At 60.1% G+C, this 23088-nt stretch carries 25 protein-coding genes and 1 riboswitch; of the genes, 18 read left to right on the forward strand and 7 right to left on the reverse strand.

Annotated features, from left to right (window positions below; genetic code table 11):
- Position 1 precedes the first annotated feature (1 nt).
- The 6 genes from mrdB to lipA all read left to right on the forward strand — a co-directional run bounded on the left by mrdB (position 2) and on the right by lipA (position 5731).
- Positions 2–1114, forward strand: a complete 1113-nt coding sequence (mrdB, locus tag ACMGF9_RS17875; protein WP_004940006.1) for a peptidoglycan glycosyltransferase MrdB — start codon at positions 2–4, stop codon at positions 1112–1114.
- 10 nt (positions 1115–1124) lie between these two features.
- Positions 1125–2207, forward strand: a complete 1083-nt coding sequence (rlpA, locus tag ACMGF9_RS17880; protein ID WP_044031771.1) for an endolytic peptidoglycan transglycosylase RlpA — start codon at positions 1125–1127, stop codon at positions 2205–2207.
- 180 nt (positions 2208–2387) lie between these two features.
- Positions 2388–3599, forward strand: a complete 1212-nt coding sequence (gene dacA / locus ACMGF9_RS17885) for a D-alanyl-D-alanine carboxypeptidase DacA (protein ID WP_004940010.1) — start codon at positions 2388–2390, stop codon at positions 3597–3599.
- A gap of 104 nt (positions 3600–3703) precedes the next feature.
- Entirely contained in the window at positions 3704–3970 is a 267-nt protein-coding gene (gene ybeD / locus ACMGF9_RS17890) for a DUF493 family protein YbeD (protein WP_004940012.1), read from the forward strand.
- Positions 3971–4104: 134 nt separating this feature from the next.
- A complete protein-coding gene (gene lipB / locus ACMGF9_RS17895; RefSeq protein WP_015376934.1) occupies positions 4105–4773 on the forward strand; it encodes a lipoyl(octanoyl) transferase LipB in 669 nt (222 codons plus the stop codon).
- The gene (lipA, locus tag ACMGF9_RS17900) at positions 4766–5731 is read left to right on the forward strand and encodes a lipoyl synthase (protein ID WP_004940018.1); all 966 of its coding nucleotides are present in this window, start codon (positions 4766–4768) and stop codon (positions 5729–5731) included. Before lipB ends, lipA begins: the two co-directional genes overlap by 8 nt.
- 93 nt (positions 5732–5824) lie before the next feature.
- On the opposite strand, the gene tatA is transcribed toward lipA, so the two are convergent.
- Complete coding sequence (tatA, locus tag ACMGF9_RS17905; protein ID WP_004940019.1) at positions 5825–6040, reverse strand: Sec-independent protein translocase subunit TatA; 216 nt, start codon at positions 6038–6040, stop codon at positions 5825–5827.
- A 218-nt stretch (positions 6041–6258) separates the two neighbouring features.
- Between tatA and ACMGF9_RS17910 the strand changes: the two genes are divergently transcribed.
- Positions 6259–7326, forward strand: a complete 1068-nt coding sequence (locus ACMGF9_RS17910; protein WP_414160344.1) for a diguanylate cyclase — start codon at positions 6259–6261, stop codon at positions 7324–7326.
- Position 7327: 1 nt separating this feature from the next.
- Here ACMGF9_RS17910 and ACMGF9_RS17915 read toward each other — a convergent pair whose 3' ends face one another.
- Positions 7328–7756 carry a GNAT family N-acetyltransferase gene (locus ACMGF9_RS17915; protein WP_414160345.1) on the reverse strand — a complete coding sequence of 143 codons (429 nt, stop codon included), beginning with the start codon at positions 7754–7756 and terminating at the stop codon, positions 7328–7330.
- An 83-nt stretch (positions 7757–7839) separates the two neighbouring features.
- A riboswitch (Fluoride riboswitch) is annotated at positions 7840–7902 on the forward strand.
- A 79-nt stretch (positions 7903–7981) separates the two neighbouring features.
- Between ACMGF9_RS17915 and crcB the strand changes: the two genes are divergently transcribed.
- From crcB to ACMGF9_RS17930, 3 genes are all read left to right on the forward strand, one after another.
- Positions 7982–8365 carry a fluoride efflux transporter CrcB gene (gene crcB / locus ACMGF9_RS17920; RefSeq protein ID WP_004940022.1) on the forward strand — a complete coding sequence of 128 codons (384 nt, stop codon included), beginning with the start codon at positions 7982–7984 and terminating at the stop codon, positions 8363–8365.
- Positions 8366–8653: 288 nt separating this feature from the next.
- Positions 8654–9250 carry a TetR/AcrR family transcriptional regulator gene (locus ACMGF9_RS17925; protein ID WP_021504627.1) on the forward strand — a complete coding sequence of 199 codons (597 nt, stop codon included), beginning with the start codon at positions 8654–8656 and terminating at the stop codon, positions 9248–9250.
- Positions 9251–9256: 6 nt separating this feature from the next.
- Positions 9257–10447, forward strand: coding sequence for a multidrug effflux MFS transporter (locus ACMGF9_RS17930; RefSeq protein WP_015376928.1), 1191 nt, complete (start codon positions 9257–9259; stop codon positions 10445–10447).
- A gap of 57 nt (positions 10448–10504) precedes the next feature.
- Here the strand turns inward: ACMGF9_RS17930 and cspE are convergent, their stop codons facing one another.
- Positions 10505–10714, reverse strand: a complete 210-nt coding sequence (gene cspE, locus ACMGF9_RS17935; RefSeq protein ID WP_004940030.1) for a transcription antiterminator/RNA stability regulator CspE — start codon at positions 10712–10714, stop codon at positions 10505–10507.
- A 344-nt stretch (positions 10715–11058) separates the two neighbouring features.
- Between cspE and ACMGF9_RS17940 the strand changes: the two genes are divergently transcribed.
- From ACMGF9_RS17940 to ACMGF9_RS17965, 6 genes are all read left to right on the forward strand, one after another.
- Positions 11059–12222 carry a M20 peptidase aminoacylase family protein gene (locus tag ACMGF9_RS17940; RefSeq protein ID WP_075685625.1) on the forward strand — a complete coding sequence of 388 codons (1164 nt, stop codon included), beginning with the start codon at positions 11059–11061 and terminating at the stop codon, positions 12220–12222.
- A 189-nt stretch (positions 12223–12411) separates the two neighbouring features.
- The gene (locus ACMGF9_RS17945; protein ID WP_021504629.1) at positions 12412–13737 is read left to right on the forward strand and encodes an LLM class flavin-dependent oxidoreductase; all 1326 of its coding nucleotides are present in this window, start codon (positions 12412–12414) and stop codon (positions 13735–13737) included.
- 26 nt (positions 13738–13763) lie between these two features.
- Positions 13764–14684, forward strand: a complete 921-nt coding sequence (locus tag ACMGF9_RS17950) for an ABC transporter substrate-binding protein (protein ID WP_004940036.1) — start codon at positions 13764–13766, stop codon at positions 14682–14684.
- A gap of 9 nt (positions 14685–14693) precedes the next feature.
- Complete coding sequence (locus ACMGF9_RS17955; RefSeq protein WP_015376925.1) at positions 14694–15221, forward strand: GNAT family N-acetyltransferase; 528 nt, start codon at positions 14694–14696, stop codon at positions 15219–15221.
- 31 nt (positions 15222–15252) lie between these two features.
- Positions 15253–16140, forward strand: coding sequence for an amino acid ABC transporter permease (locus tag ACMGF9_RS17960; RefSeq protein WP_004940038.1), 888 nt, complete (start codon positions 15253–15255; stop codon positions 16138–16140).
- Between the two features lie 9 nt (positions 16141–16149).
- Complete coding sequence (locus ACMGF9_RS17965; RefSeq protein ID WP_015376924.1) at positions 16150–16977, forward strand: amino acid ABC transporter ATP-binding protein; 828 nt, start codon at positions 16150–16152, stop codon at positions 16975–16977.
- A 36-nt stretch (positions 16978–17013) separates the two neighbouring features.
- Here the strand turns inward: ACMGF9_RS17965 and ACMGF9_RS17970 are convergent, their stop codons facing one another.
- Positions 17014–17523: a VOC family protein gene (locus ACMGF9_RS17970; protein ID WP_015376923.1), complete on the reverse strand. Its 510-nt coding sequence runs from the start codon at positions 17521–17523 to the stop codon at positions 17014–17016.
- Between the two features lie 166 nt (positions 17524–17689).
- On the opposite strand from ACMGF9_RS17970, the gene ACMGF9_RS17975 reads away from it, so the two are divergent.
- Positions 17690–18169 carry a cold-shock protein gene (locus ACMGF9_RS17975; protein WP_015376922.1) on the forward strand — a complete coding sequence of 160 codons (480 nt, stop codon included), beginning with the start codon at positions 17690–17692 and terminating at the stop codon, positions 18167–18169.
- 23 nt (positions 18170–18192) lie between these two features.
- On the opposite strand, the gene ACMGF9_RS17980 is transcribed toward ACMGF9_RS17975, so the two are convergent.
- The 3 genes from ACMGF9_RS17980 to ACMGF9_RS17990 all read right to left on the reverse strand — a co-directional run bounded on the left by ACMGF9_RS17980 (position 18193) and on the right by ACMGF9_RS17990 (position 21846).
- On the reverse strand, positions 18193–19641 hold the full coding sequence (locus ACMGF9_RS17980; RefSeq protein WP_033645856.1) for a GGDEF domain-containing protein: 1449 nt from the start codon (positions 19639–19641) through the stop codon (positions 18193–18195).
- Positions 19642–20270: 629 nt separating this feature from the next.
- Positions 20271–20822 (reverse strand): flavodoxin family protein, encoded by a 552-nt coding sequence (locus ACMGF9_RS17985; RefSeq protein WP_004940045.1) that lies wholly within the window; start codon positions 20820–20822, stop codon positions 20271–20273.
- Positions 20823–20940: 118 nt separating this feature from the next.
- Entirely contained in the window at positions 20941–21846 is a 906-nt protein-coding gene (locus ACMGF9_RS17990; RefSeq protein ID WP_015376920.1) for a LysR family transcriptional regulator, read from the reverse strand.
- A gap of 97 nt (positions 21847–21943) precedes the next feature.
- Between ACMGF9_RS17990 and ACMGF9_RS17995 the strand changes: the two genes are divergently transcribed.
- On the forward strand, positions 21944–23008 hold the full coding sequence (locus ACMGF9_RS17995; protein ID WP_088381311.1) for an aldo/keto reductase: 1065 nt from the start codon (positions 21944–21946) through the stop codon (positions 23006–23008).
- Positions 23009–23088: the final 80 nt, after the last annotated feature.

The following is a 23088-nucleotide window of genomic DNA, read 5'->3' on the forward strand; positions in this document are numbered from 1 at the left end:
TATGACTGAAAGCCAACAAAAAGGCTCGATCTGGACCAAAATCCACATTGATCCGACGTTCCTGCTGCTGATCCTGGCTCTGCTGGTCTACAGCGCCTTCGTGATGTGGAGCGCCAGCGGCCAGGACATCGGCATGATGGAGCGCAAGATCGGGCAGATCGTCATGGGGCTGATCGTGATGGCCGTCATGGCGCAGATCCCGCCGCGCGTGTACGAAAGCTGGGCGCCCTATCTGTATATCTTCTGCGTGATTTTGCTGATCCTGGTGGACGCCTTCGGGCAGATCAGTAAAGGCGCGCAGCGCTGGCTGGATCTCGGCGTGGTGCGCTTCCAGCCGTCGGAAATCGCCAAGATCGCCGTGCCGCTGATGGTGGCGCGCTTTATGAACCGCGATGTCTGCCCGCCTTCGCTGAAAAACACCGCCATCGCGCTGGTGCTGATCTTCCTGCCGACGCTGCTGGTGGCCGCGCAGCCGGATCTCGGCACGTCGATCCTGATCGCCGCCTCCGGCCTGTTCGTGCTGTTTCTGTCGGGCATGAGCTGGAAACTGATCGCCGTCGCCGCCGTCGCGCTGGCGGCCTTTATCCCGGTGCTGTGGTTCTTCCTGATGCACGGTTATCAACGCGACCGCGTGATGATGCTGCTCGATCCGGAAAGCGACCCGCTCGGCGCCGGTTATCACATCATTCAATCCAAGATCGCCATCGGCTCCGGCGGCCTGTCCGGCAAGGGCTGGCTGCACGGCACCCAGTCGCAGCTGGAGTTCCTGCCGGAGCGCCATACCGACTTTATCTTCGCCGTGTTGGCCGAAGAGCTGGGGCTGATCGGGGTACTGGTGCTGCTGGCGCTCTACCTGCTGGTGATCATTCGCGGGCTGATGATCGCCGCCAAGGCGCAAACCACCTTCGGCCGCGTGATGGTCGGCGGCTTGATGCTGATTTTGTTCGTTTATGTCTTTGTTAACATCGGTATGGTCAGTGGCATTTTGCCGGTAGTTGGCGTACCTTTGCCTCTGGTCAGTTACGGGGGTTCGGCGCTGATAGTGTTGATGGCCGGTTTCGGCATCATCATGTCGATCCACACGCATCGGAAAATGCTGTCTAAAAGTTTATAAGAGGTGAGTAATGCGTAAGGAATGGCTTTGGATCGGCGTCGCGGCGGTGTTGCTCTCCGCCTGTACCGCCCCGACCACGGAACAGCAAGCCCCTCCGCAGCCGTACAACGGCCCGGTGGTGGAAATCGGCGGCGTCGAGCCTCAATATGAACCCTATAACCCTAATAACATGCAGGATTATAAGGTTAATGGCGATACTTACCGCATCGTAAAAGATCCGCAGAACTTCTCGCAGACCGGCCTGGCGGCCTGGTATGGCGAAGAGGCCAACGGCAACACCACCGCGCTGGGCGAGCAGTTCGATCCTAATGGCCTGACTGCGGCCCACCCAACGCTGCCGATCCCAAGCTACGTGCGCGTCACCAATCTGGCCAACGGCCGTCAGTTGGTGGTGCGCGTCAACGATCGCGGGCCTTACACCAAGGGCCGTATCATCGATCTGTCGAAAGCCGCCGCCGATCGCCTCAACCTGTCCAACAACACCAAGGTCAAGGTCGATTTCATCAACGTGGCGCCGGACGGCACGCTGAGCGGCCCTGGCACCATCGGCACCATCGTGGCGAAACAGAGCTACGCATTGCCGGCGCGCCCGGATCTTGGCTCCAGCGGCATGGGCACCCCGATCCAACAGGACGTGCCGGTCGCCAGCGGCGCGGCGGTGCGCCCTATTGATAACAGCACCCTGCGCACCGATGACGACGCGCCTGCGAATGCCGGCAACGCCGCCAACGGCCGCAGTGGTTTCCTCGGCGCGCCAAGCGCATTACCGGCCGGCGTGCTGGAAAGTGCCGAGCCTGAAGCCGCCGCAGTAGCCGTACCGGTCGCGGCCGGCGCTGCCGCTGCCGGCATGGCTGCCGCTTCCTCCTCCGGCGGCTACGTGGTGCAGGTCGGTGCGTTGAGCAGCGCCGAGCGCGCCCAGAGCTGGCAGCAAAGCCTGAGCCAACAGTTTGGCGTACCGGGCAAAGTAGCGGCCAACGGCAATGTTTACCGCGTCCAGCTCGGCCCGTTCAGCAGCCGTCAGCAGGCGGCCCAACTGCAACAACGCCTGGCCAGCGAAGCGCAACAACAGTCTTTCGTTACTGCTGCACCCTGAGCGTTAAACCCGGCGGGCATTCACGGCTGTTAAGCGGTTATTTAGCTGAAACATTTTCTTGCAGCTAAAAGGGCACTAACCGCAATTAGTCAGATGAATGGATAATGCCTGCCGGGATCGCATCTGCTATAGTGTGGCTCGTTTTTTAACTTTACTTTCACGGATGTTGTAGTCCCGATCATGAAACAAGTAACTTCTTTTCGCTTAATCAAAAGCATCGCACTCGGCACCGTTATCGCAATGAGCGCAGCCTCCGTTGCACATGCCGATGACGTTAACATCAAAACCATGATCCCAGGTGTCCCGCAGATCGATGCGGAAGCGTACATCCTGATTGATTACAACTCCGGCAAGGTGCTGGCCGAGATGAACGCCGATGCGCGTCGCGATCCGGCCAGCCTGACCAAAATGATGACCAGCTACGTCATCGGCCAGGCGCTGAAAGCGGGTAAAATCGGCCAGGACGATCTGGTGACCGTCGGCCAGGACGCCTGGGCGACCGGCAACCCGGTGTTCAAAGGTTCCTCGCTGATGTTCCTGAAGCCGGGCGATCGCGTGCCGGTCTCCAAACTGACCCGCGGCATCAACCTGCAGTCCGGTAACGACGCCTGCGTGGCGATGGCCGACTACGTCGCCGGCAGCCAGGACGCGTTCGTCAACCTGATGAACACCTACGTCAGCAAGCTGGGCCTGCAGAATACCCACTTCCAGACGGTACACGGCCTGGATGCTCAGGGCCAGTACAGCTCGGCGCGCGACATGGCGCTGATCGGCCAGGCGCTGATCCGCGACGTGCCGGAAGAGTACGCGATTTACAAAGAAAAAGAGTTCACTTTCAACAATATCCGCCAGATGAACCGCAACGGTCTGCTGTGGGATAACAGCCTGAACGTCGACGGCATCAAAACCGGCCACACCGACGCGGCGGGTTACAACCTGGTGGCTTCGGCGACCGAAGGCCAGATGCGTCTGATCTCCGCCGTGATGGGCGGCCGCACCTACAAAGGCCGCGAAGCCGAGAGCAAGAAACTGCTGACCTGGGGCTTCCGCTTCTTCGAAACCGTGGCGCCGCTGAAAGTCGGTAAAGAGTTCGCCTCCGAGCCGGTCTGGTTCGGCGATGCCGACCGCGTTGAGCTGGGCGTGGATAAAGACGTCTACCTGACCATCCCGCGCGGCCGCATGAAAGATCTGAAGGCCAGCTATGTGCTGAACACGCCGGAAATTCACGCGCCGCTGGCGAAAAACCAGGTGGTGGGCAGCATCAACTTCCAGCTGGACGGCAAAACCATCGACCAGCGTCCGCTGGTGGTGATGAACGAAGTGAAAGAAGGTGGTTTCTTCAGCCGCATCGTGGACTACATCAAACTGATGTTCCACCACTGGTTCGGTTAACGGTTGAAACGGGCGAAATTGCCCCCATATACTGAATAACATTAACTCCCGCCCCGGCGGGAGTTATAATTTATAGATTAGCTAGCACTCTGGAGCGCACGCACATGCAAAAAACTAAACTGAACGAACTGCTCGAATTCCCTTGCTCGTTTACCTACAAGGTGATGGGCCTGGCGCAGCCTGAGCTGGTTGACCAGGTAGTTGAAGTGGTGCAGCGCCATGCGCCGGGCGATTACAACCCGCAGGTTAAGCCAAGCAGCAAAGGCAACTACCACTCGGTCTCCATCACCATCAACGCCACTCACATCGAGCAGGTCGAAACCCTGTACGAGGAGTTGGGCAACATTGAAATTGTTCGTATGGTGCTGTAATTCCAGCATAAAACCCTGCTTATCAACCCGGGATGGCGCAGCGTCTTCCCGGGTTGCGCATTTTTGGTCAGCGAAAGGCTGGCCGCCAGCCGGAGCGCCCGGTATAATGGCTTTACCACTTCTGTAACCTGACGATGACTCTTTTGCAACCAGACAAGATCATTTTGCGTCAGCTGGGGTTGCAGCCCTACGCGCCTGTATCCCAAGCCATGCATAACTTCACCGACAGTCGTACCGAGACTACGCCGGACGAGCTGTGGCTGGTGCAGCATCACCCGGTATTCACCCAGGGCCAGGCCGGCAAAGCCGAACATGTGCTGATGCCCGGCGATATCCCGGTTGTCCAGAGCGATCGCGGCGGCCAGGTGACCTACCACGGGCCGGGCCAGCAGGTGATGTACGTGATGGTCGATCTGAAGCGCAATAAGGTCGGCGTACGCCAATTGGTCACGGCGATAGAAGATACGGTTATCAACACCCTCGCCCACTTCCGCCTCGCATCGCGCGCCCGTCCGGATGCGCCCGGCGTGTACGTGGGGGAGCAGAAAATCTGTTCGTTGGGTTTGCGGATCCGCAAAGGCAGCTCATTCCACGGCCTGGCCCTGAATGTGGCGATGGATCTCAGCCCCTTCCAACGCATCAACCCTTGCGGTTACGCCGGCATGCAGATGACGCAGGTCAGCGCGCTGGCGCCCGGCGTTGGCATTGAAGACATACACCCAATCCTGGTACAGGAATTTGTTCATTTACTCGGCTACCAGACGGTCGAGCTTCGTAACTGGAACCTGCACGATTATGAGTAAACCAATTCAGATGGAACGCGGCGTCAAATACCGCGATGCTGACAAAATGGCGCTGATCCCGGTCAAAACGGTGGTCACCGAACGGCAGGAGCTGTTGCGTAAACCCGAGTGGATGAAGATCAAACTGCCTGCCGACTCAACGCGCATTCAGGGCATCAAAGCCGCGATGCGCAAGAACGGCCTGCACTCCGTCTGTGAGGAAGCCTCGTGCCCTAACCTGTCCGAGTGTTTCAACCACGGTACCGCCACCTTTATGATCCTCGGCGCCATCTGCACCCGCCGCTGCCCGTTCTGCGACGTGGCCCACGGCCGCCCGATCGCGCCGGACGCCAATGAACCGGAAAAGCTGGCGCAAACCATCGCCGACATGGCGCTGCGTTATGTGGTGATCACCTCGGTTGACCGCGACGATCTGCGCGACGGCGGCGCTCAGCACTTTGCCGACTGCATCTCGGCCATCCGCGCCAAGAGCCCGAACATCAAAATTGAAACGCTGGTGCCGGACTTCCGCGGCCGTATGGACCGCGCGCTGGAGATCCTCACCGCCACGCCGCCGGACGTGTTCAACCACAACCTGGAAAACGTGCCGCGCGTCTACCGCCAGGTGCGCCCGGGCGCCAACTACGAGTGGTCGTTGAAGCTGCTGGAGCGCTTTAAAGAAGCGCACCCGGATATCCCGACCAAATCCGGCCTGATGGTTGGCCTGGGTGAAACCAACGCGGAAATCATTGAAGTGATGCGCGATCTGCGTCGCCACGGCGTGACCATGCTGACGCTGGGCCAGTACCTGCAGCCGAGCCGTCACCACCTGCCGGTGCAGCGCTACGTCAGCCCAGCCGAGTTTGACGAGATGAAAGAAGAAGCGATGGCGATGGGCTTCACCCATGCCGCTTGTGGCCCGTTCGTGCGTTCGTCTTACCACGCCGATCTGCAGGCCAAAGGGATGGAAGTGAAATAACGCGTAATAGTTTGTTACGCTATAGACGGCGGAAACGCCAAAAAACGGATGTCCGCAAGGCATCCGTTTTTTATTGCGCGCCATCAGACGGGATTAAACGTCTTTCTTCTCGACGCTCTGCTGCGCGGACTGGCTTTCGGCGGCATTGTTGCCGGCGGCCGGCGGCGTGCTGTCGTCGCCTACGGCTTTTTTAAAGCCTTTCAGCGCCGCGCCAAGATCGGCGCCGAGCGTGCGCAATTTGCTGGTGCCGAACAGTAAAATCACCAACACCGCAATCACCAGAAGTTTGGTAATGCTGATACCTTCCATACTCACCTTCTTATCATAGAGCGCTGCGTGAACAGCGAGAAAAACTGACCTTGCCTGCGAATATTTAGCGACTTTCCTTCGGCTCGCACAACAGCAACATGTAACAGAGTGAGATCGGTCGCAGGAATACCACACGGCTTCACGGCGTGAATCCCAGACTATTCTTAGTTTATCACCCGCATGCTACTCTGCCGTGATGCCTATCAGGGAGATGCCGGATGTATATTGCTCCACCCATTTTCGATGCCCGAAAATCCGGCCTCAGCTTCGCCAAACGCACCTATCTGCCCCGCGTCGCCGGTCTGGGGCTCGGCTTTATCTGCGTTTGCGCCGCACTCTACCCCTTGGCTCCGCCCACGGCGGTCTGGCTATTGCTGGCCTTTCACGGCTTTCTCTGGCCGCATCTCGCCTATCGCCTGGCCTGCCGCGCCAAAGATCCTTTCAAAGCCGAGATCCGCAACCTCTTGATCGACTCCGCCTTCGGCGGCTTCTGGGCGGCGATGATGGCGTTCAACGCGCTGCCCGCCATCGTCATCCTGTCGATGATGAGCATGAATAACATCGCTTCAGCCGGCAAAACGCTGTTTGTGAAAGGATTGGCCATTCAACTGGCTACGGCGATGCTCACCGCCGCGTTGCTCGGCTTCCCGTTTCACCCGCACAGCACGGCGCTGCAAATCTATCTGTGCCTGCCGATGATCTACCTTTATCCGACGCTGCTCGGGCTGGTGACCTACCGCACCGCCAAACGGTTGGCGGAAAAGAAACAGGAGCTGCAGCGCATCAGCACCCGCGATGGGCTGACCGGCCTGTATAACCGCCGCCACTGGGAGCACCTGCTGCATCGCCAGTTCGACAGCTGCCGCCGCTACCAGGACAACGCCACGCTGATCCTGATGGATATCGATCGCTTCAAAACCATCAACGACACCTTCGGCCATCCGCTGGGAGATGAAGCCCTGGCGGCGTTGGCGGAAGAGCTGCTGATCGGCATGCGCAACGTGGATATCGTCGGGCGCTACGGCGGCGACGAGTTTGGCGCAGTGCTGCCGAACACCAGCGCTGAACAGGCGGAAATCGTTCTGCGCCGTATCCAGCAGCGGCTGGACGCGGTCAGCTTCAAGGAGGCGCCGCAGCTGCGGCTGCAGATCAGCGCCGGCATCGCTAACTTCCACCCCGCGCTGGGCGGCTACCTGGACTGGCTGAAAGCGGCCGACGGCGCGCTCTATCGGGCGAAGCAGAATGGCCGCAATCGGCTGGAAACGGCGGCGCAGCCAGGGGAGTAACTTACTGACTTAATAACTTGGCAAAATACTTCGGCGCTTCGACAAAGCCTTCACGCCGGTAAAACGCATGCGCCCGCTCGCGGCGGCTGTGGCAATGGACTTCCAGCCGATCGCAGCCGCGACGGTGCGCCAGCGCCTCGCCTGCCGCCAGCAACCGCCGCCCTACGCCCGCGCCGCGCGCCCGATCGTCGACGCAAAAATAGCTGATGCGGCCAATGTCGCCGGCCAACGCCAACTGCGGCAGAAAATGCAGCGACAACACGCCCAGCACTTGTTCGCCCTGCTCCGCCACCAGCAACGCCTCGTCCGGGTGCGCCAGAAGTTGCTGCATCCGCTGCGTCAGAAACGCCTCGGTGCCGGGATAATCCAGCGCCACCATTAATTCAGAGATAGCGTGCTGGTCGCTCAGACGCGCCGTTCTGATTTCCATCCGTTTTACCTCGCAGAGTGCCGATACTACAAAATAGGCGGCATTAGGTGTAACATCCACCGGGTGCGGCGAAAAAGGCCGTGCGGCACGCTGGAGATGACATTCCTCCCTAACCGCCTTCACAGGCTGATGATGTCTACGTAACCTCTCGGAGAGAGGCGCGTAGCGTTACGCCTGTACCTTTCCGAGCCTCCTGAATTTCTCTGATTGAAAGGTAGTTGCCCCATGTTGAGCTCTTTACTGGCCGTATTTATCGGCGGCGGCGTCGGCAGCGTTTTGCGCTGGGCGGTAAGTATGAAAATGAATCCGCTGAACGCCCACATTCCGCTCGGTACGCTGATGGTCAATCTGATCGGTGGTTTTATCATCGGCCTGGCGATGGCGATTTTCACCCGCATGACGCATCTGGATCCCACCTGGAAATTACTGATCACCACCGGATTCTGCGGCGGCCTGACCACCTTCTCCACCTTTTCGCTGGAGGTGGTATACCTGATGCAGGACGGCCGCTTCGGCTGGGCGCTGGCCAACATGCTGCTCAACCTGGCCGGCTCGCTGGCGATGACGCTGCTGGCCTTCATGCTGGTGATGTGGGTCAACGGGCGCTAAGCCCTTAATGTTTCCTTAATCTTGCATGCGCATAATCTCATCCAGTACCCCTGACTGGATGAGAAATCGCTATGTTTAGCCTGCCGAAAACCGCCGCCGAAGCGATCGCCGTTGCGCTGTGCGTGCTGATCGTCGCCACCTTTATCAAATCCTACCTGTTCGCTTAAACGCCTTTTATCGCAGCACGCGTTCATCTTGCGTCTTTCCGGTCGGTTACACTACAATTGAGAATGAACGTTCACACCCAAAAATGTGAACCCGGCTCACGCGTAGCAAAGGATCGGGCAGATGCTCCCCCCCAACGACAGTAAACAGGCCAAGGTGCAGGCGCGCCGCGATCAGATCGTCGAAGCGGCGAAAACCAGCTTCCGCCGCCACGGCTTCCATGCCGCCAGCATGGCGGAGATCGCCCAAGGCTCGCAGCTTAGCGTCGGGCAAATCTATCGCTATTTCGCCAATAAAGACGCGATCATCGAAGAGATCGTCAACCGCATCATCACCAGCAAGATGCAGCGCCTGGAAAACCTTGGCGATCACATCAACCTGATCGCCGGTACGCTGGCGGCGCGCACGCTGTTTCAGCAACCGGGCGAGAGCGAAACCGATCACATGCTGATGCTGGAAGTGACCGCCGAGGCCACGCGCAACCCGGTGGTGGCCAAATTGCTCAGCGATGCGGAAGCGCGGCTGTTTCGCCACGTGTGCCACAACCTGCAGCGGCTGTATCCCGATTTCAGCGCGGAAGAGATCGCCGCCCGGGTGGAGTTTATCGCCGTCATGAGCGAAGGCACCGGTTACCGTATCCTTACCACGCAAAAAGCCGATGCGTCCCTGCTGCGCGATCTGTATCAGCAGGCCATTTCTCACCTGTTCAGGAAATCTTAATCTCCCATGACCAAACACTTAGCCAGACAACGTCTGGTGTACGCCGTCGTGCTTGGCCTGTTGGCCGCGCTGGGGCCGCTGTGCACCGATCTCTATCTGCCCGCCCTGCCGGAAATGGCGGGCGAGCTGAATACCTCCACCGCCGCCGCTCAGCTCAGCCTGACCGCCGGGCTGCTCGGCCTGGGCGTCGGCCAGCTGATTTTCGGCCCTTACAGCGACAAACTGGGCCGTATGCGCCCACTGCTGCTGTCGCTGATCCTGCTGCTGGGCGCTTCGCTGTGGTGCGCACTGGCGCCCACCATTGACCAACTGCTGATCGCCCGCCTGCTGCAGGGCATCGCCGGCGCCGGCGGCGCGGTGATTTCTCGCGCCATTGCTCGCGATCTGTACGCCGGCCATGAGCTGACCCGTTTCTTCGCCTTGCTGATGCTGGTTAACGGCCTGGCGCCGATCGTCGCGCCGGTGCTGGGCGGCGTGATGCTGCAGGTGATGAACTGGCGCGGCATCTTCGGCGTGCTGGCGGCCATCGCCGTGCTGCTGTTCAGCCTGTCGGCGCTGAAGCTGCGCGAATCCCTGCCGGTCGAGCGCCGCAGCCAGGGCGGCATTCTGGCGATGCTGATGTCGCTCGGCGGGTTGCTGACCCAGCGCTATTTCATGGGCCTGTGCCTGACGCAGGGCTTCGTAATGGCCGGCATGTTCGCCTATATCGGCGCTTCGCCTTTCGTCTTGCAGCAGATCTACGGCCTCAGCCCGCAGATGTTCAGCCTGTGCTTCGCCATTAACGGCGTCGGGCTGATCATTGCGGCGCAGCTGGCCAGCCGTCTCAGTTCACGTTGGGGGGAACGCCGGGTGTTGAGGGGCGGGTTAACGCTGGCGGCCGTCGCGTCGCTGCTGCTGTTGTTGGCCGCCGCGCTGCATGCGCCGCTGGTCGTGTTGCTGGTGCCGCTGTTCTTCTCGGTGGCGGTGATCGGCATCGTCGGCCCGACCGCCTCGTCGCTGGCGATGCAAAGCCAGGGGGACAAAGCCGGCAGCGCGTCGGCCTTGATCGGCGTGTGCATGTTCGCGCTCGGCGCCTGCGCCGTGCCGCTCACCGGGCTGGGCGGCACCTCAGGCCTGTCGATGGCGCTGACCATCGTCGGCTGTTACGCCGTCGCCATCCTGCTGTTCAGCCTGTTGGCCCGCCGCAGCGACGCATAACGCGCCCAATAAAAAACCCGCTCAATGAGCGGGTTTTAAGAAATTCAGCTACGCAGCTTAGATAGCAGTAACGTTAGCGGCAGATGGGCCTTTGGCACCGTTCGTGATTTCAAATTCTACACGCTGGCCTTCAGCAAGCGTTTTGAAACCGTTGCTAACGATGGCAGAGAAGTGAACGAAAACGTCCTTGCTACCATCTTCCGGAGTAATGAAACCGAAGCCCTTGGATTCATTAAACCACTTAACGCTACCTTTAATCTTAGACATCAAACTTACCTTTAACGTGAATGAAAGACACAAAACCTGTGTCGATTACAGTACAGCAAGCAGGCAGGATTTTGTCCACCACCGCGATCACAGAAATCCGATAAAGAGTGAAAAAATCCGTGTTGCCCGGTGTAAATGCATTGCACCGGTTGCGATACGTTACCGTTCCAGGCCAATCCTCTCCCTGCGCCGGCGAACAACGCGCGAACGCCTAAACCTGCCCTTTCCCCCATCGTTGACGCGTCGAGCAGACACAATCGCTATGAAATATAACCAGATGGTCTTTTTGCTTCGGCGGCCCCTGCACTAGGGTTAGGGTTTATTTCCCACTGTGAGCCAAGCCTATGACCAGCCAGTTGGCAGACAAGATCATCGCCTATCGGCGTGAACTGCACCAAAACCCGGAGCTTTCCAATCACGAATTCGCCACCACCGCCCGCCTGACCCGCTGGCTGCAAGAGGCGGGCATTCGTATTCTGCCGTTGGCGCTGAAAACCGGCGTCGTGGCGGAGATCGGCAGCGGCAAGGGGCCGATCATCGCCCTGCGCGGCGACATCGACGCCCTGCCAATCGACGAAATCGCCGACGTGCCCTTCAGCTCGCAAAACAGCGGCGTGATGCACGCCTGCGGCCACGACTTTCACACCTCGGTGATGCTCGGCGCCGCGCATCTGCTCAAAGCGCGTGAGGCCGAGCTGCCCGGCACGGTGCGCATCTTCTTCCAGCCGGCGGAAGAGACCTTCAACGGCGCCCGGCACCTGATCGACGCCGGCGCGCTGGATAACGTCGCGGCGGTATTTGGTCTGCATAACGCGCCGGAGCTGCCCACCGGCACCTTCGCCACCCGCGCCGGGCCGTTTTACGCCAACGTCGATCGCTTCCAGATCCGCATCACCGGCAAAGGCGCCCACGCCGCCAAACCGGAACAGGGCGTCGATACCATCGTCACCGCCAGCCAGATCGTCGGCGCGCTGCAGACACTGCCCAGCCGAAGCTTCAGCTCGCTGGAATCGCTGGTGGTGAGCGTGACGCGCATCGAAGGCGGCAATACCTGGAACGTGCTGCCGCAAACCGTGGAGCTGGAAGGCACGGTGCGCACCCACAGCGACGCGGTGCGCCGCCAGGTGCCGGATAAAATTCGCCAGGTGATCGACGGCGTCGCCGCCGCGCTCGGCGCGCAGGCCGAACTCCACTGGCAGCCGGGGCCGCCGGCGGTGATCAACGACGCCCATTGGGCGGCGTTCAGCAAAACCGTCGCCGCCGAAGCCGGCTACCGGGTCGAAGAGGCGGAGCTGCAGATGGGCGGCGAGGATTTCGCGCTGTATCTGCATCACGTGCCGGGCGCGTTCGTCAGCATCGGCTCCGCCAGCGAATTCGGCCTGCATCATCCGCGTTTCAATCCCGATGAACGCGCCCTCCTCCCTGCCGCCCACTATTTTTCGCTGCTGGCGGAGCGCACGCTGCAACAATTAACCACCGCAGCGAAAAAAGCCCTCAGCAACGCCTGAATAACGTGAAATAGTATTTCCCCGACGCCGCTGATGCCGCGTCGGGGATTATTATTTTCGCTCGCCGTGATATTTGCAGTTTTCAACATTTGAATATGCTGTTTTGTTGTTTTACATCCCGTTGCCGCTCATCAATAGTGGACGCATCAGACACCGCGCGCCTTTGCGGCGCATGACAGGATAATCACGATGAGCGACAACGCGAATAATCAACGGCAATTACGGCTGGGCGCCATTCTGCATGGCGCATCGGGAAATATGTCCGCCTGGCGCCACCCGGATGCCACCGCCGACGCCAGCATTAACCTCGAATTTAATATCGCCTCGGCGAAAAAAGCCGAACAGGGGAAATTCGATTTCGTCTTCGTCGCCGATGGCTTATATATCAACGAAAAGTCCATTCCGCATTTTCTTAACCGTTTCGAGCCGTTGACTTTATTGGCCGCACTGTCCGCCGCCACCGACAAAATTGGCCTGGTGGGCACGCTCTCCACCTCCTACAGCGATCCGTTCACCGTCGCCCGCCAGTTCGCCAGCCTCGATCACCTGAGCGGCGGGCGCGCGGGCTGGAACGTGGTGACATCGCCGCTGGAGGGGTCGGCCAAAAACTTCTCGCGCAAAGAACACCCGGAGCACAGCCTGCGTTACCGCATTGCCGGCGAGTTTCTCGACGTCGCCAAAGGACTGTGGGACTCCTGGGAAGACGATGCCTTCGTGCGCAATAAGGCCAGCGGCGAATTTTTCCGCGCCGGGAAACTGCACACCCTCAATCACCAGGGGGAGTTCTTCTCGGTGCAGGGGCCGTTGAACATCGGCCGCACGCCGCAGGGCCGCCCGATCCTGTTCCAGGCCGGCGCCTCTGAAGACGGCAAACGGCTGGCGGCCAAACACGCCGATGCGATCTTCACCCATCACGACACGCTGGAGCAGGCGCAGGATTTCTACCAGGACGTGAAGCGGCAGTTGGTGGAACAGGGGCGCGAACCGGACGACCTGCGCATCTTCCAGGGTGTCAGCGTGATCGTCGGCGACGACGATGCGGACGTCGAGCGTCAGTACCAGGAGACCGCCCGTCTGGTCAGCATCGAGAACGCCCTCAACTACCTTGGCCGCTACTTCGAACATTACGACTTTTCCCGCCATCCGTTGGACGCCCCCTTCCCGAACATCGGCGATCTGGGGCAAAACAGCTTCCGCAGCACCACCGACGCCATCAAGCGCAACGCCCGCGAGCGGAACCTCACGCTGCGCCAGGTGGCGCTGGAAGCCGCCTCGCCACGCCCGGTGTTCAGCGGCACGCCGGAAGCGGTGGCGGACGGCCTGCAACGCTGGTTCGACGGCGAAGCCGCCGACGGCTTCATCATCAGCGGCGGTACGCCCAACGCCTTCGGGCATTTCGTCGATCGGGTGGTGCCCATCCTGCAACAACGTGGCCTGTTCCGCCGGGCGTACCACGGCGATACGCTGCGCGAACACCTGGGCCTCACGCGCCCGTTGAACAGATTCACCCAATAATAAGATCGTTTTCAGGGATACCCGCTATGCAGAAAACCGTTACCGCCGCTCTCGTGGCGGCCTTGCTGAGCCTGACCGGCGCCGCGCAGGCGGGCACCGGCATCGATTTACAGGCCAATGAAACCCCGATCCACGCGCCGAAAAACCCGCAGGCGATCGCCAAACTGCCGGCCGATTTCCACTTCGTGAAGCCGGGACAATTCACCGTTGCAATCGCCGCGCTCAACACGCCGCCGCTGGCGCTGTTCGCTGCCGACAACCGGCGGCTTATCGGCAGCGAAGTGGATATCGCGCAGCTGGTGGCCGACAGCCTGGGCCTGGAGCTGAACGTAGTGCAAACGTCGTGGGAAGACTGGCCGCTGGGGGTGGTTTCCGGCAAGTATGACGCGGCCATCACCAACGTCACCGTGACCAAAGAGCGCAAAACCCGCTTCGACTTCGCCACCTACCGCATCGACTCGCTCGGCTTTTACGTCAAAACCGGCGGCAAGATCGCAACGATCAAACAGCCTGCCGATATCGCCGGATTAAAGATCATCGTCGGCTCCGGCACCAATCAGGAAGCCATCTTGCTGGCGTGGGACAAACAGAACCGGCAGCAGGGGCTCAAACCCTTCCAGCCGATCTACGTGACCGACGATGCGGCCGCCACGCTGGCGATCCAGTCCGGCCGGGCCGACGCCTACTTCGGGCCGAACGTGCTGGGCGCCTATAAAGCGGCGCTGAACGGTCGCACCCGGCTCGCTGGCACGGTGGAAGGCGGTTGGCCCAAGGCGGCGCACATCGCCGTCACCACCCGTAAAGGCAACGGACTGGTGCAGGCGGTGAACGAAGCGCTGAACGGCGCGATCCGCGGCGGACAGTACGATCAGGTGCTCAATCGCTGGGGCGAGAGCGTCGAACGCCTTGCGCAGTCGGAAATCAACCCGCCCGGCCTGGGCGATTAGGAGCGCGCAATGACGCAAGACACCTTCATTCAGACGTTGCCGACCGACCCGCTGATCGCCCCGGTGATCGAGGGGCTGTTCGGCGAGTATCGCCAGCGTTACGGCGACTATTTTGGTGACCAGGAACCGGAACCGCTGGACCTGTATGCACCGCCGCAAGGGGCCTTCATCGTGCTGCTGCGCGCCGGTGCGCCGATCGCCATGGGTGCCTTCAAACGCTATGACGCGCAAACCGCCGAGCTGAAGCGCATCTGGACCCGGGGCGATCTGCGCCGCCAGGGCCTGGCGCAGCGGGTGTTGCAGCAGTTGGAAACGCTGGCGCTGGCGCAGGGGTATCGCCGGCTCTACCTGACCACCGGCTTTCGCCAGCCCGAAGCGGTGGGCCTGTACCTGAGCAACGGTTATCAGCCGCAGTTCGATCCCACCGTTGACAGCGAGGTTTACAGCCGCCCGCCCTACGATGGCCGCCTGCCGTTCCGCAAAAGCTTGATTGCAGAGGACGCGTGTTGTTGCGCGTCGGAAAGGAAAATCGCCTAACCCCCCTTTATCTGTAGTCAGGAGACATGACATGTCCAAACAAGAAGTCTTGAAAGTGGTGCCCGCCCGCTATCCGCTGCGGCTGATCGGCGCCCTGTTCTCGCTGTTTATTCTGGCCGCCATCGTGCAATCGGTGGCGGGCAACGCGCGCTGGGAATGGGGCGTGTTCGCCGAGTGGTTCTTCGCCCCGGCGGTGCTGGCGGGGCTGGGGCAGACCCTGCTGCTGACGCTGCTCGGCACGTTGTTCAGCATCCTGTTCGGCACCCTGCTGGCGCTGGCGCGGCTGTCGCGCTCTTACCTGCTGGCGTCGCTGGCCTGGGGGTATATCTGGCTGTTTCGCTCGCTGCCGCTGATCCTGGTGCTGATCATCCTGTATAACTTTTCCTATCTGTACGACGCCATCTCGCTGGGCATTCCCTTTACCTCGGTGGTGTTCGCCAGCTACCCGACCATCGATATCCTCGGCCAGTTCGCCGTGGCGGTGCTGGGCCTGACGCTGGTGCAGTCAGCCTACACCGCCGAGATCATCCGCGGCGGCATCCTGGGCGTGGATTACGGCCAGCACGAGGCGGCGGCGGCGCTGGGCCTGCCGGGCTATCGCCGCACCTTCCGCATCATTCTGCCGCAGGCGCTGCGATCCATTATTCCGACCGGTTTCAACGAGATCATCAGCCTGGCGAAAGGCACCTCGATCGTGTATGTGCTGGCGCTGCCGGAGCTGTTTTACACCATCCAGGTGATCTATAACCGCACCCAGCAGGTGATACCGCTGCTGATGGTGGCCACCGTCTGGTATCTGTTCATCACCACCGCCCTGTCGGTGATCCAATACTACATCGAACGCTATTTCGCCCGGGGCGCGGTGCGCGAACTGCCGCCGACGCCCTGGCAGAAACTGGCCGGCTGGCTAAAACGTTAGGAGACCCGCATGTCTGAAGCCATTGATTATTACGCCTTGCCCGAACAGCCGGCACGCAACCTCACCCCGGTGCCGGCGCGCGGCCTGATCGAAATCAGCAACGTCAGCAAGTTCTTCGGCAAACACAAGGCGCTGGACGACGTCAGCCTGACGCTGCAGCCGGGCACCGTGACCGTGATCCTCGGCCCTTCCGGCTCGGGCAAATCGACGCTGCTGCGGGCGATCAACCATCTGGAGCGCGTGGACGAGGGCTTTATCCGCATCGACGGCGACTACGTCGGTTACCGCCGCAAGGGCAACCGGCTGTACGAGCTGAAGGAAAAGGCCATTCTCCGGCAGCGCATCAACGTCGGCTACGTGTTCCAAAACTTCAACCTGTTCCCGCACCTGACGGTGCTGGAAAACATCATCGAAGCGCCGGTGGTGCACAAAATTCACTCCCGCGAACGGGCGAAAGCGGTGGCCTATGAGCTGCTGGATACCGTCGGGCTGCGCCACAAGGCGGATGCCTATCCGCGCCACCTCTCCGGCGGCCAACAGCAGCGCATCGCCATCGCGCGCGCGCTGGCGCTGAACCCGAAGGTGATCCTGTTCGATGAGCCGACCTCCGCGCTCGATCCCGAGCTGGTCGGCGAAGTGCTGGACGTGATTAAGGGATTGGCGGATCTGGGCGTCACGCTGGTGGTCGTCACGCATGAAATCGGCTTTGCGCGCGAAGCGGCGGATCGGGTGGTGTTTATGGTCGACGGGCAGATCGTCGAGCAGGGCGATGCCAGACAGGTGCTGGCTCAGCCGCAGCACCCGCGCACCGTTAACTTCCTCAACAAAGTGCTGTGAGCGTCGGGGCGCCGCAGCGCCCCGCGCAGGAGCAGGTTAAAGACCGGCGAAACGCCGCTTCTCGGCGGCGAAATCCAGCGGGCGAATTCCCTGCTGGTTTTTATCCTCTTCGGTCAGCAGCGCCGGCGGAATAAACCAGGTCACCTCAAACAGCAGCCCGTCCGGATCGTGGCCATAAATGCTTTTGTGCACGCCGTGATCCTCTTCCAACCCGAGAATGCCGCGTTCGGCCAGCTGATGGCGAATGCGCTCCAGCTCTTCCAGGCTGTCCACTTCCCAGGCCAGATGGTACAGCCCGGCCGGCGGCTCATGCTCCGCCGGCGGCTCGCCGTTGGCGCGAAACACCCCGGCGCGCTGCTGGCCCAGGTTCTTGCTGAACAACGCCAAATCGTGATCGTTGTCCGAATCGGCGGCCTGGGTAAATACCGCCCGGTCGGGGCTGTCGGACGGCTTCAGCTTGAAGCCCAATACCTGATGATAAAAGTCGGCGCTCTGCCGCACGTCGCTGACATACAGCACGGCGTGATTGAGACGTTTGATACCCATCGATATTCCTTTTTCGCATTGAATGAAGTCAGCATGAACATAGCATGTGGAGGAAAAGCCGCTAAATGCCGTTATCGCATGACTAAATGCCGCCCGCGCAATCTGTCGCTGCAAGGCATTCCGCGCTATCATAAGCGCTGTATTGATCCCTTTTGTGAGAATAACGATGAACGGCAAGATAACGACTTTTTTTGAAGACAAAGGCTTCGGCTTTATTACCGACGAGAACGGAGAAAATCGTTATTTTCACGTGATTAAAGTGCAAAATCCGGAGCTGATTAAGAAAAACGCGGCGGTGACCTTCGAACCGACCAACAACACCAAAGGCCCGTCGGCTTATGCGGTCAAAGTGTTGGCGCCCAGCAAATACATCATCATCGCCAATGAAAGAATCAAGATCGCCAGCATCAAGTCTTTCAATACCTTCACCAAGGAAGTGCCGGTCAAAGCCGATGTGGATAAAGAGAACACCGTGCTGTCGGTCGGCCTGCTGATGAACCGCATTCGCCCGCAGTCCGAAGACCAGGCGCAGGCCATGCAAACGCTGCGCATGCTGACCATCACCACCTTCCAGAACACCACCCATACCTTCTCCGAGCACGAGATCGACATGGATGAAACCATCAAGGCGTTGAAAAGCCTGTAAGCGCCGCTCACCCAGCGTCGAGCTTAACGGAACAGAATATGCTCGACGCTGTTGCCGTTCACCACGTTGAACGACTCCACCCGATTCCGCCCCTGCGATTTGGCGCGATACAGCGCGATATCCGCCATATTCATCAGCTGCTCCAGCGATTTCACCTCGTTCATCGCCAGGCTGGCGACGCCGACGCTGATGGTGATTTTCAGCGTCTGTTTGCCTTCCGCCTGCAGTTCCGCCTGCTCCACCAACCGGCGCAGATGCTCCCCCAGCGCCACGCCCTGCGCCGCCAGCGCGCGCGGCAGCATGATGGCGAACTCTTCCCCGCCCAGGCGGCCGAACAGCTGATCGTGCCGCAGCTCGCGCCGCACGATATGCGCGAACGACGCCAACACCTGATCGCCGGCGCTGTGGCCGTGCGTATCGTTGATCTGCTTGAAATGATCGATGTCGATCAGCAGTAGCGACACCGCCTCTTTCGAGCGGTGCTTGTGCTCAAGCAGCTCGCCCGCTTTGCGCGTCATCGCGCTGCGCGCCAGCACCCCGGTCAGGAAATCGTGGTTGGCGCTGTGCTCCAGACGCCGCATCAGCTTGCGATTGGCGGCGATAGAGCTGGCGAGGATCAGCGGCCCCATCACCAGCATGGCGATGCCCAAGCGGGCGGACATCAGGGTGTCGAGGAAGGCGTTGTGATTGTTCGGCGTTTCATACAGCACCAGGTTGGCTGAAATGTTGCTGATCTCGGTCATGCCGGTCAACAAGGTCAGCAACGTCACGGGGAACAACTGGTAGCGCACTGCGCACCACAGCAGCGCCGGGATCGGGAAAGCGATGGCGCCCGGCCCGCCGATATAGACGCTGAACGCCAGCGACAGCAGTAGCGCCAATAGCGGCAGGCAGCCTTTCAGGCGCCAACGCACCTGCATGCGAAACAGCTGTTTCAACCGCGGCGCCGCCATCAGCACCGGCAACAGCAACAAGGTCGTCGAGAACTGCTCACTGAACCAGGCCAACCAGGCGACCACCACCGTATTGTTGTACAGGCTGTCGTTACGCAGCACCGACAGCGTCGACGCCACCGCCGATCCGGCCAGACTGGCGCTGAACATATAGAGTATCGCCTGGGGTTTGCCCATGCGCCGTTGAGATTGCGGCAGCATCAGCATGATGCCGTAACCGACGGCGATCAGCGACATGTTGCAGGCGTTCAGCCACAGCGCCAGGGACCAGCCCTCGCCGGTACTGAGATCGGCGGCGACCATGCCCAGATAAGTGGTGAGCCAGCCGAGCGGCGTAGCGTAAACGGGTTTGCGCAGCAGCAGCCCAAGCAGAATCGCGTTGACCGGCCAAAATAAAGAAAGTGAACCTATCGGCCGGCTAAGAATACCCACCAGGGAGAGTAAAAAGGCCAGCATGAAAAGATTGATCAGCTGCACCGTTAGCGGCAGGCCATGCCTGGCGTTTATTCTGGCGCTCATCGCCTCGCCCATATTTTGCTAATAACCAGAATAATAATATGCATACTCTCTCGCCCGGCCAGTGAGGGATAGTCAATCCGAATTTCAACCAAAAAAGCCAGACAAATCAATAATAAAAAACATTAACATTTAATTAACAGAATTTTCTTAGCCTGATGCGGCCGCGGCGTAACTCCCCGCACAGCGTCAGCAAATAATGCCCGCTCTGCTGTCAGCATAGCGCATAGCGTAATAGGCCGCCGAGAGCGTTAATTACATTAATAAACTTGTGGTTATTGGTCATTAAATGATGTTTGAATCACTGTGCGATTATTTTCCTGCAACTGGGCCGCCTGTGCAATAACAACCCAAAAAAAGCCCGCATGAAGCGGGCTTGCTTGAACAACAGCAAATCGACAGTTACGACACGGCCATGCATTGCATGACCGTGCTGACGCGCAGTATAGCGGTGAAAGCTTAAGCAGACCTTAGCAACAAAAAACCCGGCCTAGGAACCGGGAATATTTGTACGAAATGCAGTGTTAGCCCAAGCAGGCTAATAACATTTCGCAGATTACACGCCAATTGTGCAGAGAAAATGAACGCGGCATCCGTTCAACCGCACCGCCGTCCCATCTACACGATAGGTCTTACGCCAGTTTGGCGGCAAAGCCCGCTACGCGCTGACCATAGAGCTTGGCGGTCGCCAGATCGCCCGACAACATCTCATCCACGCCGGCATCCGCCGGGGTCTGCACCAGCAGCCCCACCGAACCGCCCAGGTTATTGACGTCGGTGCGCTGCGCCGATTTGGTGTTGGCCGGCAACAGCCCCAGGCTGACCCACAGGCCGCCATGTTGCGAAGCCAGCGTCTGCAGCGCGATCAGCGTCACCTGCTTGTCGCCGTTCAGGCTGGCGCTGTTGGTAAAACCGCCGAACACTTTATCCTGCCACTTGCGGCCGAACCAGGCTTTGGAGCTGGCGTCGGCGAATTTCTTGAACTGCCAGGATGGGCCGCCCATATAGGTCGGCGAACCAAAGATGATGGCGTCCGCCTCATCCAGCGTCTGCCAGGCTTCGTCGCTGATATCGCCGTTCTGATCGATGGCGATCAGTTCCGCCCCGGCGCCTTCCGCCACCACTTTCGCCAAACGCTCGGTATGGCCGTAGCCGGAATGAAACACCACTACTGTCTTCGCCATAGAAATTCTCCACTCATTGCACAAAGGCGCCGACGGCGCCCCTCTCGCGTTCAATCTAATCAAGCGCACAGCGACTGAATACCGAATAAAACTGACGGTGTTATTCAAAAAAATCGCGTTACGCGCCCTGTTCTGCCTGTTGACGGGCGAAGTCGATAAAAGCGCGTAGCGGGCGCGGCGTTTGGCGGTTTGCCGGATAGTACAGATAGAAACCGGGGAACGGAGGGGTCCAGGCATCGAGCAGCGGTAACAGCCTCCCCTCGGCCAGGCCGGTGGCAACCTGTTGCTCAAACAGGTAGGCAATGCCTACCCCATCCATCGCAGCCCTCACCAATATTTCCGGCTCATCGACTGTCACCGGCCCTTTCACGGCGATCTCCTGCTTTTCACCGTCACACTCAAACTCCCAGCGATACACATTGCCGTTGGTCGGCCAGCGGTAATTCAAACACCGATGCCGATGCAGATCGCCCGGTGTTAACGGCCGGCCGTGACGCGCCAAATACGCCGGCGAAGCAACGACACGCATCCGCACCTCCCCGCCCAGCTTGACCGCCACCATATCTTTCGCCAGTTTCTCGTGCAGCCGCACGCCGGCATCAAAACCGCCGGCAACGATATCCACCAGCCGCTCCTCAACATTGAGATCGAGCGTAATATCGGGGTATTGATGATGAAACGGCGCGATCAAGGGTGCCAGAAAATGCAACGCCGCCACGCGGGTTACGTTAAGCCGCAAAAGACCCGAGGGGTTCTGGCGTTGCTCTACCGCCTGCGCCACCGCCGCGTCGATCTCGGCCATCGCGGGCGTCAGGCGCGCCAACATCAGTCTTCCGGCTTCAGTCGGCGCCACGCTGCGAGTGGTGCGATTCAGTAAACGCACACCCAGACGCGCCTCCAGGTTGCGCAGCGTTTGGCTGAGCGCCGAAGCGGATATACCCAAATGTGCGGCTGCGCGGGCGAAGCCACCGTGCTCGACAATAGCGGCAAAGGCGCGCAATTCGGCGAAATCACTGCCCCTCATTATGCTCTCCCTACTTAATAATTCATGAAGATTATAGCCCATTCCTTAAACAACCTACGGGCGCTATCGTGGACGGCATCTACACGGGAGAATGCCTATGAACACCACACTTTCACTGGATCACTATCGCCTGCTGGGCCGTTCCGGTCTGCGCGTTTCACCGTTGGCGCTCGGCACCATGACCTTCGGCACCGACTGGGGCTGGGGCGCCGAACTGGCCGAGGCTCGACGTCTGTTTGACGTTTATGTCGAACGCGGCGGCAACTTTATCGATACCGCCAACCGCTATACCGAGGGCAGCGCCGAACTTTTCGTGGGTGAGTTCGCCGCCGGGCGCCGCGATCGGTTGGTGATCGCCACCAAATACACCCTGCCGATGCAGCCAGACGATCCCAATTCCGGCGGCAACCATCGCAAAAGCATGCTGCGATCGGTTGAAGCAAGCCTGCAACGGCTCAATACCGATTACATCGATCTGCTCTATCTGCACGCCTGGGATTTCACCACGTCGGTGGAAGAGATCATGCGCGCCCTGGACGACCTGGTGCGCGCCGGAAAAGTGCTGTATGTGGCGGTGTCTGATCTCCCTGCCTGGCAGGCGTCCAGGATGCAAACGCTGGCGGACCTGCGCGGCTGGTCGCCGCTTATCGCCTTGCAAATCGAGTACAGCCTGCTGGAACGCACCGTCGAGCGCGAACTGCTGCCGATGGCGCAAGAATTGGGGATGGGCGTTATCCCTTGGTCGCCGCTGGCCGGCGGCGTGCTGAGCGGCAAATACCGGCGACAGGATCTGCAGCCATCGCCAGATGAAGCGGGCACTCGGCGCGAAGCCGTACGCGCCAAGGGGACATTGAACGCACGCAATCTCGGTATCGCCGATGCCGTCAACCTGATCGCTCACGAGACCGGGTATACCCCATCACAAATCGCGCTGGCCTGGACGTTGCGCCAGCCGACGGTCACCGCGCCGATCGTCGGCGCCCGAACCCTGGCGCAATTGGAAGATAACCTCGGTGCATTGAAGGTGGCGCTGACGGAAGATCATTGGCGGCGATTGGACGATCTCAGTGCCATCGAGCTGGGATTCCCACACGATTTTCTCGCCCTGCCGGCCACCCGCAACATCATGACCGGCGGCCTGCATCTCGCCCCGCGCAGATAAAAAAAATCCCGCACAAGGCGGGATAAACTTAACAGGGATGGGGTAATACACTACAGGGAATGGATAACACACAACATCAT

It is taken from the genome of Serratia sp. BNK-23, assembly GCF_047456145.1.
Taxonomy (GTDB): domain Bacteria; phylum Pseudomonadota; class Gammaproteobacteria; order Enterobacterales; family Enterobacteriaceae; genus Serratia; species Serratia nematodiphila.

What these genes read in the sequence shown, in the direction of transcription:
- mrdB (WP_004940006.1), top strand. Translation starts at nt 2, where the DNA reads ATGACTGAAAGCCAACAAAAAGGCTCGATCTGGACCAAAATCCACATT.
- rlpA (WP_044031771.1), top strand. Translation starts at nt 1,125, where the DNA reads ATGCGTAAGGAATGGCTTTGGATCGGCGTCGCGGCGGTGTTGCTCTCC.
- dacA (WP_004940010.1), top strand. Translation starts at nt 2,388, where the DNA reads ATGAAACAAGTAACTTCTTTTCGCTTAATCAAAAGCATCGCACTCGGC.
- ybeD (WP_004940012.1), top strand. Translation starts at nt 3,704, where the DNA reads ATGCAAAAAACTAAACTGAACGAACTGCTCGAATTCCCTTGCTCGTTT.
- lipB (WP_015376934.1), top strand. Translation starts at nt 4,105, where the DNA reads ATGACTCTTTTGCAACCAGACAAGATCATTTTGCGTCAGCTGGGGTTG.
- lipA (WP_004940018.1), top strand. Translation starts at nt 4,766, where the DNA reads ATGAGTAAACCAATTCAGATGGAACGCGGCGTCAAATACCGCGATGCT.
- tatA (WP_004940019.1), bottom strand. Translation starts at nt 6,040, where the DNA reads ATGGAAGGTATCAGCATTACCAAACTTCTGGTGATTGCGGTGTTGGTG.
- ACMGF9_RS17910 (WP_414160344.1), top strand. Translation starts at nt 6,259, where the DNA reads ATGTATATTGCTCCACCCATTTTCGATGCCCGAAAATCCGGCCTCAGC.
- ACMGF9_RS17915 (WP_414160345.1), bottom strand. Translation starts at nt 7,756, where the DNA reads ATGGAAATCAGAACGGCGCGTCTGAGCGACCAGCACGCTATCTCTGAA.
- crcB (WP_004940022.1), top strand. Translation starts at nt 7,982, where the DNA reads ATGTTGAGCTCTTTACTGGCCGTATTTATCGGCGGCGGCGTCGGCAGC.
- ACMGF9_RS17925 (WP_021504627.1), top strand. Translation starts at nt 8,654, where the DNA reads ATGCTCCCCCCCAACGACAGTAAACAGGCCAAGGTGCAGGCGCGCCGC.
- ACMGF9_RS17930 (WP_015376928.1), top strand. Translation starts at nt 9,257, where the DNA reads ATGACCAAACACTTAGCCAGACAACGTCTGGTGTACGCCGTCGTGCTT.
- cspE (WP_004940030.1), bottom strand. Translation starts at nt 10,714, where the DNA reads ATGTCTAAGATTAAAGGTAGCGTTAAGTGGTTTAATGAATCCAAGGGC.
- ACMGF9_RS17940 (WP_075685625.1), top strand. Translation starts at nt 11,059, where the DNA reads ATGACCAGCCAGTTGGCAGACAAGATCATCGCCTATCGGCGTGAACTG.
- ACMGF9_RS17945 (WP_021504629.1), top strand. Translation starts at nt 12,412, where the DNA reads ATGAGCGACAACGCGAATAATCAACGGCAATTACGGCTGGGCGCCATT.
- ACMGF9_RS17950 (WP_004940036.1), top strand. Translation starts at nt 13,764, where the DNA reads ATGCAGAAAACCGTTACCGCCGCTCTCGTGGCGGCCTTGCTGAGCCTG.
- ACMGF9_RS17955 (WP_015376925.1), top strand. Translation starts at nt 14,694, where the DNA reads ATGACGCAAGACACCTTCATTCAGACGTTGCCGACCGACCCGCTGATC.
- ACMGF9_RS17960 (WP_004940038.1), top strand. Translation starts at nt 15,253, where the DNA reads ATGTCCAAACAAGAAGTCTTGAAAGTGGTGCCCGCCCGCTATCCGCTG.
- ACMGF9_RS17965 (WP_015376924.1), top strand. Translation starts at nt 16,150, where the DNA reads ATGTCTGAAGCCATTGATTATTACGCCTTGCCCGAACAGCCGGCACGC.
- ACMGF9_RS17970 (WP_015376923.1), bottom strand. Translation starts at nt 17,523, where the DNA reads ATGGGTATCAAACGTCTCAATCACGCCGTGCTGTATGTCAGCGACGTG.
- ACMGF9_RS17975 (WP_015376922.1), top strand. Translation starts at nt 17,690, where the DNA reads ATGAACGGCAAGATAACGACTTTTTTTGAAGACAAAGGCTTCGGCTTT.
- ACMGF9_RS17980 (WP_033645856.1), bottom strand. Translation starts at nt 19,641, where the DNA reads ATGAGCGCCAGAATAAACGCCAGGCATGGCCTGCCGCTAACGGTGCAG.
- ACMGF9_RS17985 (WP_004940045.1), bottom strand. Translation starts at nt 20,822, where the DNA reads ATGGCGAAGACAGTAGTGGTGTTTCATTCCGGCTACGGCCATACCGAG.
- ACMGF9_RS17990 (WP_015376920.1), bottom strand. Translation starts at nt 21,846, where the DNA reads ATGAGGGGCAGTGATTTCGCCGAATTGCGCGCCTTTGCCGCTATTGTC.
- ACMGF9_RS17995 (WP_088381311.1), top strand. Translation starts at nt 21,944, where the DNA reads ATGAACACCACACTTTCACTGGATCACTATCGCCTGCTGGGCCGTTCC.